The organism is Streptomyces sp. ISL-98 (assembly GCF_018614055.1).
In the GTDB taxonomy this organism is placed as follows: Bacteria; Actinomycetota; Actinomycetes; order Streptomycetales; family Streptomycetaceae; genus Streptomyces; species Streptomyces spiramyceticus.
In genome coordinates this window covers 167782-180167 of sequence record NZ_JAGGPB010000019.1, presented here as the reverse complement: position 1 = coordinate 180167, position 12386 = coordinate 167782, and the positions used below count along the sequence as shown (strand labels likewise).

Below are 12386 nucleotides of genomic sequence, written 5' to 3'. Positions count from 1 at the left end.
CACTCATCGGTCACAACCCGTGCTTGTCGTTCGTGTCATCGAAGTCCCCCGACTTAGCCTTGGCGCTCTTCGCCCGCTCCTGTTGCGCCTCGTGTTCCTGGTCTATACGTGTCTGGATCGCCACGTACCGTCGCCGCATGTCCTCCTCCACGTTGTCGAAGCCGACCTCCGCGGCGTGCACGCCGATACTCAGCATCGCGATCTGGGCGCCAAGGGTCTTGGAGAGCGAAACGAGCTCCTCGTGGACTCGGTTGTACTGGCCGAAGAGCGACTCCGCCTCGTCGAACTTCGAGTTCAGGCCGCTGAAGGAGGTCCGGGAAACTCTCTGGTCGGCGACCCTGGCGCTGCTGCCCGCGCCGCCTTCGAAGTCCGCCAGCAATTTGTTCACCCGCGTCTGGAATCGCTTCAGCGCGTCAACTCCGCGCTCAAGGTCGGTCAACGTCGCTCCCCCGCTCTTGAGCTGCGCGCGCGACTACCTGCATCGGTCACGATGACCGCCCTCCCCGTTTGCACAGTCCCCGTTTACTGCCATCGGAGTGACGCGAACGTCACCGATCACATCAAAGTCACTCTAGTCACTGGCTACGACACGTCCAACTGCCATAACACGCAGATGACTTAGCGATGGAGTGACCTCAAGCACTGCCCTCCCCGGCAGTCCCCCTTCTCCGCCGTCGCAGATCGCGAATCGCAACCGCCGCACCCGCGATCGTGGCAACCAACACACCGCCGCCCACGACCACGTAGTTGGCGAGGCGTGCGTCGCGTTCCTCCGGCGTCTCGCCCAGGTGTAGTTCGGCCGGGGTGGGTGCCTGGGGCCTGGTCATGCCCTCGTCGGCGACCGGTTGGTCGATGGGCTTGTCGTCCTCGGTCAGCGCCCGTACCGGGTCGGCGACGCCCCAGCCCACCAGGCGGTCGTGGCCTGCGACCGACCGTTCCGCGGTCTGCTGGATTTGGGCGACGATCTGCTCTTGCGACCAGTCCTTGTGCTTGCTCTTGATAAGGGCGGCGATGCCGGCGACGTAGGGGGCGGAGAAGCTGGTGCCGTTGTCGGCGCAGTGGCCGCCCCCGGGGACTGTGGAGACCATGTCGACACCGGGGGCGGCGACGCCGACGAACTCGCCGGACTGGGAGAAGGGCGCACGTTCGTTGTTCCGGTCGGATGAGGCCACCGCGAGGACACCCTCGTACGAGGCCGGATAGGTCTCCTTGACGTTGCCACCCAGGCCGTCGTTGCCTGCCGAGGCTACGATCACGATCTCTTCGGCCAGGGCCGCGTTCACCGCCTGATTCAGCACCGGCGTGGGCTTCACGGCCTTGGTGGTGTCCTGGGAGATGTTGATCACGTCGGCGTCGGCCTGGATCGCGTAATTGATGGCCGCGGCGAGGGTCCCGACCGTGCCATTTCCCTCGGCGTCGTTCTGCTGGACAGGAATGATCGTGGCATCCGGGGCGAGGCCCACGAAACCGGTGCCCTTCGCGGGGCGGGCAGCGATGATGCCCGCGACTTTGGTGCCATGGCCCACCGCGTCCGTCGTGCCGTCCTCCCTGCCGCGCTCGATCTTGGTGCCATTCTCGTCCTTGAGGCCCTTGGGCAGCAGGTTCCGGCCGCTCCTGACGTCCACCGCGCGGGTGAGCTGGGGGTTCTTGACGTCTACGCCGGTGTCGATGACCGCGACCCGTACCCCTTTGCCGGTGGACTGCGTCCACAGCTCGTCGAGCAGTACGCGCTGCAGGGCCCAGGGGCGGCCCTCGTACTTCTTCCCGGGGAACGTGCACTGATCGGTCGTGTCCGCCGCCGTCGCAGAGGGCGCGGGCAGGGCGACGAGAGTGAGCACAGTGGCGGCGGTGATGCTGAAGAGGCGGCCGTACGTGTACGTCATGTCTGCCTAGCCCCTCAAGAGCCCTGCGGTTGGCGGGCGGCACCGGTCGACAGGCGTGGTCCGGTCGGCAGAAACGAGGACCAGGCGGCAGGGATCGGCGCCGGGCTGACGCCCTTGTAGCCGAGCCGGCCCTGGGCCTGCTGTGCCTCTTGCTGCCGCGCCTGCTTCTCCTCCTTCGTACCGGAGGAGCCGATGCCGGAATCGTTCGTCGCACTGTCGCCGTTGGACTGCATGGCGTAGCGGAGGCCGGTGTCAGTGACCAGGAAGACGAAACCCGAGTCGGTTCTGGAGCCCTTGAACTGCCTGAACAGCTGGCCTGATCCGGGGGTGACGTAGGCGCTGGTCGAGCCGGTGGGCAGTGCGGCGGGGAAATCGGTGCCCGCCCAGGTGGTCAGGGTGGTGGACCCCTCGTCCTCAACCTTGCGCAGAACGTTGCACACTGTGTTGCGGCTGCCCTCTGCTGTGCTCGCCGAGTTGACCGGCTTGGGGGCGCTCCGGGGCCAGTCTTTACTGCCTCCGAACGCATCGCCGGGCTCGAAGGTGGCGGCGCTGACGGACTTCGCGTGGCCGGCCTGGCCGAGGTCGACCAAGTCCCTGCTGTTGAGCAGAAGCTTCGCGGTGAAGTCCGAGACCGGCGCGACACGGCCCGGCAGGACAACATACTGCTGGCTCCCTGTGCCGTCAGTCGCGGTGAGGACCATGCCCACCCTGTTCGTCCCGGGCTCCAGGTCGCCGCGGACAGCCGCGTCGGCGCCAGGAGCTCCGGAAATCTTGGGGAAGGTGATGGCGTCCCCCTTGTGCAGGGTGTCCAGCCACGCGGCGGACACCCGCTGGGGTTCGCGGCCCTGGCCCACGAGCTGGCGCAACAGCAGTTCGTCCTTCTGGACGGCGTATGCCTTGCCCTGGGCGTCCACGACGTACCTGATGCGGTCCGGCCCCTGCACGTACATCAGCTCACCGCCACGCAGCCGGCCTGGGCCCTCGGTCTTCTTCTGCTCGCGGCCAGCGAGGACGAATGCCGCTTTCTGGATGGCCCTGCCGCCTTCGCCGGGCCGCTCACAGACCGCCCAGCGCTTCGCGGCGCCGGCTTCCTTGGCGTCGGGCAGCCGGTCGGGGGCGTACGGAATGCCGAGGGTGACACCGTGCGGGATCTTGCCGTTGTCGAGTACCGACTCGTCGACGTTGATGACCTTGCCCTTGTCCGGGTCAAGGAGCAGCTTGGCGGACGACATGTTCAGCACCGGGTGGAGCTGCGTCTTGCCGCCGGTCTCCAACACCACGTACCTGGTGGTTGATTTGCTGGCGATAATGACGTTCTCGCCAGGCGCGTTCCAGTTCTTGGGGGCGACCGGCTTGAACATCCCCCAAGCCCCGAAGACCGCCAGGACCACCACCGCGACGATCACCCCGGGTACCACCGCACGCAGCGGACGTGGCGCACCCTCCTCCGATCCGGTCGCATTCGGCTGCAAGAACTGTGCGATCAGCCTCCGTTTCGCGAAGGTGTACGCATTGAGCTCGTCCCGTCGTGAAGCCATCTGCCCGCTGTCCCTCTCCCCCACTGGGCGGCCGTACTCCCGTCCACACCGGGAGGGCCTGCCGACATGCGCAACGTCCCACTATGCCTGCCGGAGTTTGCCTCTCACTGCTCAGGTAGGAGATCGCCCGGCCAACGGCCCGCGCCAGGCACCCGGAGGCGTCCACCCGCTCCCACAGCCCAGTTCGCGCAGGGCTCGGAGGACGCTGCCCTGGAGTGTGATGCCGGAGCCGGTGGTGGCGTTCCAGTCGTGAGCGGCCGACGGCGGCCCAAGGGGACCTCGAAGCAGTAGCAGTGGCGCCCACGCGGAGCCCCAGGGGCCCGAGCGTTATGCCTCGAACCCCCGGAGGGGGGCGCTGCCCGACGAGGGACGGCGATCGGGCCCTGACACTGTCGACCATGGTTGAGGACGATCGTAATCAGCGGCTCGGGTACGTTCCGGCTCCGTTCGCCGGGGAGTCATTCGTCAGCTGGGTGGACACGGTGGCGGTGGCCTTGCGGTTGTCGCGTGCGGCGGCGCTGCGTGCGCTCGGGCTGTCCGGTACGGCGAATTTCAGCGCCTACCAGTTCCGTTTGTCGTCGGTGAGTTGAAGGGGCTACGGCAGCGGACCGGGCTGCGGCCGGGCCAGATCGAGCGGACGCTGTTCAGTTTCTATGAGCCGACGGTTCTTCCGTGGCTCGCACCAGCCAGCGGGAGGAGCTGGCGGGCGACGGATCCGTGGCTGCGGGATCACTCGGCGGCGTGCCCGCTGTGCGTACAGGCGTCCGGTGGGCGGTGGCTGCTGAGCTGGCGGCTGAAGTGGACGTTCCTGTGCGCGGATCACCTGATGTATCTGGTAGACCGTTGTCCCCGCTGCCACACGCGACTGTACTGGCGGCGGGAGTCGACAGGACCAGCTCGTCGCCCTCCTTGGCGGCCCGCCAGCAGGCAGAGCACTCCTGCTTGGCGAGCCACTCGGCGAAGCCCGCGCGACGGTCGGCCGCCCGGTCGGATAGGTCTCGCTCGGCCTGGTGGCCGCAGGAGTGGGTGATTTGCCAGATGGTCTTCAACGGCCATGGGAACTGCTCCTTACGGGAGTTGGGTCAGCGGTTGCGGGAGAGCGCGATGCGCGGGTCGACCGGGCGGGCCGCCGGAGCGGAGGTGGCGGGCGCGGCAACCGGCGCCTTGCCCGGGAGGCTGGCGCGGGCTGGGCTGGCGGCGAGCGCGGCGGCGCTGATGGGGAACTTGTGGGTGGTGAAGCCCTGACTGCGCTCGTGGAGCGCGGCCGTCGCGGGTGCAGAAGGGCGGCGCGCTGCTACGTCGTGGGCGAGGCGGGGCTGCACCGCGACCTGGAGATCGGATCGGTGCATCGACACCGTGGCGCTGGCGACCTTCTCCAGGGCCTCGCTGCGGTCGGTGGTGATGGGCAGCGTGTAGATATCCAGGTTCGGGTTAAGCCGCCAGCCGTGTTCCTCCAGGATGAGTCGGCCGCCGAGCGCGGAGGAGCGGTCATCGGTGGCTGCGACGATGCCGAGCTGCGGATGCTCGGCGAACGCGACGTCGGGATCTATGCGCGGGGGCCGGTCGCGGGCGGGAGCCGCACCCGAGGCCAGTGAGGGGTCGAACGCGGCGTCCACGTCGACCTGGTAGCCGGCCTTGCGTAGCAGCGCGACGGCCCGGGTGGCGCGGGCCTGTCCGTCACGTTGCTGGTCGGCCAGTGCGTACAGCGTCGGTTGGCCCGGGACGGGGTGAAAGTCGAATCCCTTCAACATCCATGTGCTGGCGGCGAGTTGTTTCGGATTCGCGGCGACGATGCCGTAGTCGTGGTGGCGGCCGACTGCGACGTCGGGAAGCGAGTCGTAGTGGGTGGGCATGGCTGATCCATCCGGTGCAGGCTCGGGAAGAGGGGCGGTCGAGGGCCGGGATGGTTCTGCTGGTGCGGGACATGGCGCACTCCGAGGCGGGAAGCGGTCAGCGACCGGGTACGGACGAGGGACGGGCGGGCGGCAGCGCGGGCTGTACGGCCGAAGCCGCTGGCAGTGGTGCTGGTCCCGTGCGCTGGGCGGTCGGCGAGAGCGCGAGAGCAGCACTCACTCGTGGCGAGGCAGAAGCCGGCCGTGGAGGCACGTCGAGCTGATCAAGACGCGCGTCGATGGCGGCGAGCAGACTCGGGACACTGCCGCCGTGACGGGCGTGGGGGCCGTCTGGCTCCGAGTCGTAGATCACTTCGTGGACTGCGGAGTCGTCGGGATGCCCGCGGGTCACCAACCAGCTGTCGGGATGCCCGGGTGCATGGTCGGTCGACGGTTCCTGCGGTGGCGAGATGATCAACGAACTACCGTCGGGGAGCCCGACGTGGACGATGTAGTCGCTGAGGCCGTACTCGACGGTGCACTCCAGGCCGCGCTGCCGAAGGGGAACGGTGAGGTGTCCGTACCCGTGCTCCCGTTCCGGGGTGCCGGCAGTGGCTTGCTGGGGGAAGGGTTCGCTGGTGCGCGTGGTGATGCGTGTGCCCTCCTGTTGGAGGGTGACCAGGGGCTGATCGGGGCGCATGGGGCTTCTCCGTGGCCGGGTGCCCCAGCGATCGACGGCGCGAGCCGCAGGCGCGTGGGGCGGTAGGGGTAGTGGCGTTCCATGAGGATCCGGCGATCGGCCGGTTTGGCCTCGCCGGCAGTCGGTGCTAGGGGCGTCAGTGGGAACGACGTGGGGCCGTCGGGTTCGACGCGGGCGGTGCGGGAGGCGAAGCGGGTGGGGCCCCGCGGTTGCCGGAGGTGGATCGAGCGAGGGCCACCTGGGCACGCTCTGTCTGCGAGGGCTGATCAGGATCCATCCGGTTGGCCAAGTAGTCGGCAGCCCGGGCGAGCGCCGGGCCTTGGAATGACAACTCGTCCGCGTAGTGCCAGCCTTCGGAGTTGCGGATCTCCTGCGCCTGGCTCGCGTAGATCTCTCGCGAGCCGGGGAGCGAGGCGTCCATGAGCGCCATGACCTGATCCCACTCGTGCTGGATCTGGCCTGCTCGTTCCAGGGTGGTGTCGATTCCGCGCAGCCGCTGGAGGTCTTCGCTGATCGGCCCCTCGACGTAGTCGGCGCCGATGGCGGCGGAGCGGACACCGGCCAGCACCTCGGGGCCGTGGGCGAGGAAGACCTCGACGTGTTTCCACGCTTCGGCGTCTCGCGTCACCTTGCCGTCCGCATAACCCTTCTCATCGATGGGCCAGCCGTCGTGGCCGCAGAGGGAGTCCGAGACCGCGTCCCAGGCATCGGACGCCTGCTTGATGCCGGCGGCGGAGGAGGCCAGTGCCGGGATGTGCAGCCGCCACGCCAGGTGATCGGTGGTCGCCGGTGGCTGGCTTTCGTGGGAAGCGGGAGAGCTGGGAGAAGTGGGCACGGTTGGTCCTCGTTCCTGTGTCGGTGCTCACCGCGAACGCGGCAGCGAACGGACGGTGGGCGGCGGGAGGGGAGCAGGAGCGTCGCTCTGCTGGCCGACGGAAGTCCCCCGGATTGACACGACTCGGGAGACACGGGCCGCTGCTGTCGCCCGATGCGAGCGGGAGTGGATCTCGTGGCCCACGTCCTCCCCCACGAGATGCAGCTCTTCGCCGAGGTCGGTCAGGCGATCGGCGAGGGCGTCCAGCTCGGAGGCAACCCCTCGGGCGCTGTGGGCGCGGCACCACTCCGAGGCGGTTTCGAGCATCTGGTGCAGCCGGGCCACCGCGCCGAAGTCCTCCGTGATTGCCTCGTGGAACAGCTCGGCGAACTCCTCGGGCCGGGCTGCGGCGAGACGGTCGTTCCAGTCGACGGCCGGTGCGACGGTGCCCGGGCTCACGGGCGGGGCGGGGGCTCCCCCGTGGACTCGGTAGCCTGCTCGCGGTACGGTCGATGACATGGTTCAACTCCGTTTGGAAGGTGGCTAGTTGATCTAGGCCGACATGCGGGCGTCGGTGTCGAACAGTTCGCGCTCGGCCGGGTGCAGGATGTGCTGGGTGATGAAACTCCGGCCCGCGACCTTCCACAGGCCCCGGCCCTTGGTCAGGGCGGACACCGCTTGGGTCTCGACGCCGGTCAGGCCGAGCAACGAAGCGGCAGCAGCGAGCTGGTCGGGCTCCTGGCGGTAGATGATGCGGGTGGAGCAGTCGGCCAGGAGACCCTCGGCCAGCACCCGGCCGCGCGAGCCGACATCGCCTGCGCTGAGCAGGTCGCTGAGGCGGTGGATGACCATGAGGTTGGCGATGCCGAGCCCGCGGGAGAGCTTCCACTGGGACTGCATGCGTTCGAGCAGGCCGACGTGCCTCATGACGCGCCACGCCTCGTCGTAGATCACCCAGCGTCGGCCGCCGTCCGGGTCGGAGAGTGCGCTCTCCATCCACGCCGAGGCGCAGGTCATGGCCAAGACCAAGGCGGTGTCGTCTCCGGAGCCGCCGAGGCGGGAGAGGTCGATGGACAGCATCGGGGTGGTCGGGTCGAAGGCCACCGTCGAGGGAGCGTCGAACATGCCGCTGAGGTCGCCGTGCACAAGACGGCGAAGGGCGTGCGCGAGGTCCTGTGCGGCGGGCCCCATGTGTCCGGCCTGGTCGCCGAGGGCTCGGTCGAGGCGCTCGGGCGAGCCGAGGGTGTGCGCGATCTCGCCGAGCAGCGGCACCGTGTCGCTGGCGTCGGCCTCGGCGACGACCAGGTCGAGAGCGAGGTCCAGAGCTGTGTGCTCCATCGGCAGGAGATCGCGCTTCAGCACGGTGCGAGCCAGGCCCGCCAGGAGCAGGAGGCGGCGCTTTCGGACCTCGGTCGACCAGTCGCCCTCGCTCACCGAGGCGGGCCGGGCCGGGGCATCCAGGGGGTTCAGCCGGCCCGGGAGCCCCGGCCCCAGCGCGATGCTGTAGCCGCCGAGGGCCTGTGCGACGGCCGTCCACTCTCCCTTGGGGTCGCAGGGAACGTAGACCCGGTAGCCGTGGGCAATCGCGCGGGTGGCTATCGATTTGGCCAGCGCGGACTTGCCCATGCCGATGATCCCGGCCAGGACGGCGTTCGGGTTCGTGAAACCCTCGATCCGGCCGCTGCTGTAGAGCGAGAACGGGTCGTAACAGAAAGCGGCTTCCGCATGGACATCTCGACCGATGAAGATGCCCTCCGCACCCAATCCGCCCTCCGCGAGAAACGGATAGGCCCCGCTGACGGTGGCTGTGGTCATTCGATGGGCGGGCAGGCTGAGCTTGCCGCCCCGAGCCGAGGAGGCGCCGGGGCGTCCGGACGGCGGGTAGGTCGGCCGCAGTTCCGGGTCGAGGGTTTCCTCGGCGCGGTGCTTCGGCGGGGCTCCGGCGAGGCGGGCTTGGCGGCGGGCCTCGGCGAAGCCGGCGCGGGCGGCCCGCTGCTCGGCGCGTGATGCCTTGCGGGGGACAAACAGGTGGGAGGCGCTGGCGCGGGTGCGGGGCATGAACGTTTCTCCAGACGGAAGGCGGGTCAGCGGCGGACGAGGCCGGTGAACGGCGCGTGCAGGTCGGCCGGGGTGGTGCGGCGGCGCACCAGGTGCGCGGTGCGCTGATGGCGCTGGCAGATGGTTAGCTCTGGCGCCCCTTCGGGCAGGCCGGCCTGGCACGCCTCGCGCTCGGGCACCTCGCCGGAGTCCGGCTGAGGTGCCGCGTGGTAGGCGGCGTGGACGTGGTCGGCGGCCTGCCAGATTCGAGTGCGGGCGGCCCGGAGCTGGTCGCCCTCGATCGGGACGAGCTGTCCGGTGCGGGCGGTATGGGCGTCGAGCAAGCCATGCAGGGACACGAGGTGGGAGTGCAGGGCGTCCAGCTCGGCTCGCGTGGTGACGAGAGGGCCGCCCGGAACGTTGAGCGCGCGGTGGAAGTCGAGCGCGGCGGTGGCGAAGGGCACGAAGTCCTGCGCGGTCGGGCTGGCGGTGCGGGACATGGCGGTGCTCTTTCGGAGGGAGGGGAGGCCGGCATCAGGCGGCGATGGCGAGTGGCATGGCGGCGGCGGTGAACGCTTCGGCCTGCTGCCAGGTGAGCGGCCGGAGGTCGAGCTGGGCGCCGACGGCCGCGGTCTCCACGACCGCGCAGGCGGAACGGAGTTCCTCCTCGGAGTCGGCCGAGACGGTCAGCAGGCCGGTCAGGGCGACATCCGCGTGGCCCGCGATGAGCTGGCGCTCACGGGACTTGATGTCCTGGTACTCGATCGAGTCCGCTTCGGAGTCGACCTGGCCGCGCCGAGCTCGCTCGGCGGCGTCGGCGATCACGCTGGACTTCTTGCGCTGGACGTCACGCAGGGCGGCGTCCAGTCCCTTCGGCTCGTACGACAGCGACAGCGTGCGTCGGACCCCGGCGGTGAACAGGAGCTGGTGCAGAAAGCCCGCCGACGTCTCGGTCCTCGGCCAGTTCTCCACCCAGTACGTGGCGTGGACGGCCGAGTCGGTCGCGATGTGGTCCGACTTCTCGACGACCACGACGGGACCGGCAGCGGCGGGCTCAGCCTCGGGACGTCCGGCGGTGGACCAACGATCCAGTGCGGCAAGGGTCTTGGGGTCGTACGCCGTTCGCGCGACGGCCGCGATCTCGTGGGCGCTGAGCCAGCCGGTGGGGTTGAGCCCGGCGGTTCGCGCAGCCTGGTCGAAGGTCGAGGTCAGCTGCGCCAGGACGCTGAAGGACCCGGTCAGGCCGCCTCCGGCCTGGTTGATCAGACGTCGCGCGGCCTTCGCGTCCAGCGACACCGCGACGTACGTTTCGTGCGGAGCCGCAGCCGGGCCCGCGCTCTGGATCAGCTCGCTGTAGATCGCGCCGGCCACGGGGGCATTGGGCTGTCCGTGCTCCTCCCAGTACCGGCGAAGGGCGTCGCCGGAGTCCGGGACGGTGCGCTCGATCACCTGGATACGGGCGACCTGGCCGGTGCGGGCGAGCGCGGCCAGCGCGCGTCCCCAGCCGTTGACATTGGCATTCTGGGTGCCCGGGTCGAGCAGCGCGTAGGCGCGGGAGGACACCTTGACGACGGCGGTCAACGTGCCGGTGTGGGGGTTGTGGACCGCGCCGTACCGGCGGTCGGGTGCGGTGACCACGCGCAGGCTGGCGGCGGTGCCGGGCAGGTGGAGGAGTCCTTCGCGGACTGGGCGGCGGGAGGGCCAGACGAGCCAGATCAACTGGCCCCGCATCCGGCGGAGCACGTACCGGGTAACGATCGGAGCCCAGTCGGCCAGGGCTCGGCCTCGGTGGCGGACGAAGACAAGCAGGGCGATGGCGGCCCAAGCGGGGATGAGTTCGAGAGCGCCGACCACGCCACGGGCGAGGATCACGGCGAGCAGGAGCAGGCCGGTGAGGCTCACGACGATCAGCTGCGGGGCGGTGAGGCCGAGCAGGATGCCGCGCCTGCTGCGGTGCGGGAACTTCACGGTGGCCGTGGTGGCTTCGGCCTGGGGCTTGTCAGACATGGTGGTTCCAGACGGTGGGAACGGGCGGAGTGCGAGGCGTTCGGCGCTCTTCTGGAGGTCATGGAAAGGCTCCGTTTCTGGTGATCGGCGATGCTGGGTACGGGGGCGGGCTGCGGGGTGCAGCCCGCCCCCGGCTGTGGTTGGTCAGGACCCCGAACGCGGCTGGTTGGGGTACACCCAGCTCGTCGGCGTCGGGGAACCGGTTGCCGACGGACCGGTGGAAGCCGGCGGCGGTGCGGCAGGGCTGCTCGTGCCCCCGGGCGACAGGCCGGCAGGCGGCGCGGCACCGGCGCGGGTCATGCTGCTGCCCGGAGCCGACGCGACAGCGAACTGACCAGAGCCGCCGGCGGCACCCGGGGCGCCCCCTGCGGAACCTCCCGCTTCGCCCTCGCTGGGTCGGGTGATGAGCGGCGGGATGCCGGGTCGCTGGATCAGGGCTCGGCCCTTGTCGCCAGCAGCGTTCGGGTCTTCGCCGTACCGGAAGCGGGTCTGCGGCTTGGGCGGCCCGGCGTCGATCCCTTCCTTGCTGAGGTTGCCGCCGGAGGGGTTGATGCCGGAGGCGACACCATCGACACCCGCGCCGGGGACCTTGCTCGGCCCCTGCGGAGCAGGGGTGCCGGTGCCGGCCTGCATCGCCAGGCTGCCCGCGGTCTTCGCGGCCCCAGCGGCGACTGCCATGCCGGCGACGCCGGTACGGTGCAGGTCGTCGTGTCCGCCGCCGTCGGTCGCCCAGTGGACGAACTTGTAGGTGGCGTACGGGCAGAGCAGGACCAGGACCATCACTACAATGCCGGCCATCGCGTCGGACAGAGCGGCCATTCCGTCCGTGGCATCGGACTTGCCCATCGCCGAGACGCCGATCAGGAAGACCACGGTCATCAGCAGTTTCGACACGACGAGGGTGGCGGTGGCCTCGATCCAACCCCGCCGCCAGCGCTTGGCGACCTCCCAGCCGCCGCCGGCTCCGGCGAAGACCGCGAGAGCGACCATGATCAGGACGCCGACCTTGCGGGCGACCATCACGCCCCAGTACATGAACGCGCCGATCGCGCAGCCGAGGGCGACCAGGGCTGGGACACCCCAGCCGAGGCCGTACATCGCCCCCAACTGGTTGACCTTGATGACGCGGCGGATCGCGTCGTCCACTGAGCTGTTGGCTGCTTGGAACAGGCCGTCGGACAGAGCGTCGACAACCGTGAGGGCCACGGAGGTGAAGGCGACGGCGCAGAAGGAGAAGAGGACGCCGGTCATCGTGCCAATCGCCGCTTGGGCGAGGGCGCGTTCGTCCCGTCGCCAGGCCGCGAACATCAACTGGATGCAGAACGTGCCGACGGTCAAGGCGAGGCCGATGGGCAACAGCAGCTCGTAGTTGTCCCGGAACCAACCGGCGTTGAGATCGATGGCGGTGGTTTCGTTGACGGCCTTGGCGGCGAGGTCGGCTGCGCTGGCGGCCAGCTCACCCGTTGACTTCGCGATCCACGCCCCGATGCCGTCGGTGACGGTCCCGGCGGGGTTGGTGGCGAAGTCGACGGCGCCGCAGACCTTGTCCATCAGCGGAAGGTCGCAGACTCCCAT

At 69.7% G+C, this 12386-nt stretch carries 13 protein-coding genes; 2 read left to right on the top strand and 11 right to left on the bottom strand.

The genetic code is table 11. From position 1 onward, the window contains the following. Positions 1-10 precede the first annotated feature (10 nt). From J7I98_RS13805 to eccB, 3 genes are all read right to left on the bottom strand, one after another. Positions 11-439, bottom strand: a complete 429-nt coding sequence (locus J7I98_RS13805) for a hypothetical protein (RefSeq protein ID WP_214920952.1) — start codon at positions 437-439, stop codon at positions 11-13. 196 nt (positions 440-635) lie between these two features. Then, on the bottom strand, positions 636-1883 hold the full coding sequence (mycP, locus tag J7I98_RS13800) for a type VII secretion-associated serine protease mycosin (RefSeq protein WP_214920951.1): 1248 nt from the start codon (positions 1881-1883) through the stop codon (positions 636-638). Between the two features lie 14 nt (positions 1884-1897). Further along, a complete protein-coding gene (gene eccB / locus J7I98_RS13795; protein ID WP_214920950.1) occupies positions 1898-3421 on the bottom strand; it encodes a type VII secretion protein EccB in 1524 nt (507 codons plus the stop codon). A gap of 398 nt (positions 3422-3819) precedes the next feature. Here eccB and J7I98_RS13790 point away from each other — a divergent pair, with 398 nt between their 5' ends. Both J7I98_RS13790 and J7I98_RS42890 read left to right on the top strand, forming a co-directional pair. Further along, positions 3820-4011, top strand: a complete 192-nt coding sequence (locus J7I98_RS13790) for a hypothetical protein (RefSeq protein WP_214920949.1) — start codon at positions 3820-3822, stop codon at positions 4009-4011. Continuing rightward, positions 4008-4451 (top strand): TniQ family protein, encoded by a 444-nt coding sequence (locus tag J7I98_RS42890; RefSeq protein WP_214920948.1) that lies wholly within the window; start codon positions 4008-4010, stop codon positions 4449-4451. Before J7I98_RS13790 ends, J7I98_RS42890 begins: the two co-directional genes overlap by 4 nt. Positions 4452-4503: 52 nt before the next feature. Here the strand turns inward: J7I98_RS42890 and J7I98_RS13780 are convergent, their stop codons facing one another. The 8 genes from J7I98_RS13780 to J7I98_RS13745 all read right to left on the bottom strand — a co-directional run bounded on the left by J7I98_RS13780 (position 4504) and on the right by J7I98_RS13745 (position 12386). Beyond that, the gene (locus J7I98_RS13780; RefSeq protein ID WP_214920947.1) at positions 4504-5274 is read right to left on the bottom strand and encodes a hypothetical protein; all 771 of its coding nucleotides are present in this window, start codon (positions 5272-5274) and stop codon (positions 4504-4506) included. 97 nt (positions 5275-5371) lie between these two features. Continuing rightward, a complete protein-coding gene (locus J7I98_RS13775; RefSeq protein ID WP_214920946.1) occupies positions 5372-5953 on the bottom strand; it encodes a hypothetical protein in 582 nt (193 codons plus the stop codon). A gap of 136 nt (positions 5954-6089) precedes the next feature. Then, complete coding sequence (locus J7I98_RS13770) at positions 6090-6725, bottom strand: hypothetical protein (protein WP_214921099.1); 636 nt, start codon at positions 6723-6725, stop codon at positions 6090-6092. Positions 6726-6815: 90 nt separating this feature from the next. Further along, entirely contained in the window at positions 6816-7226 is a 411-nt protein-coding gene (locus J7I98_RS13765; RefSeq protein ID WP_308377745.1) for a hypothetical protein, read from the bottom strand. Positions 7227-7319: 93 nt separating this feature from the next. Beyond that, a complete protein-coding gene (locus tag J7I98_RS13760) occupies positions 7320-8825 on the bottom strand; it encodes an ATP-binding protein (protein ID WP_214920944.1) in 1506 nt (501 codons plus the stop codon). Between the two features lie 26 nt (positions 8826-8851). Further along, on the bottom strand, positions 8852-9304 hold the full coding sequence (locus J7I98_RS13755) for a DUF6238 family protein (RefSeq protein WP_214920943.1): 453 nt from the start codon (positions 9302-9304) through the stop codon (positions 8852-8854). Positions 9305-9338: 34 nt separating this feature from the next. Continuing rightward, the gene (locus J7I98_RS13750; protein ID WP_214920942.1) at positions 9339-10811 is read right to left on the bottom strand and encodes an SCO6880 family protein; all 1473 of its coding nucleotides are present in this window, start codon (positions 10809-10811) and stop codon (positions 9339-9341) included. Between the two features lie 144 nt (positions 10812-10955). Beyond that, a complete protein-coding gene (locus J7I98_RS13745; RefSeq protein WP_214920941.1) occupies positions 10956-12386 on the bottom strand; it encodes an ATP-binding protein in 1431 nt (476 codons plus the stop codon).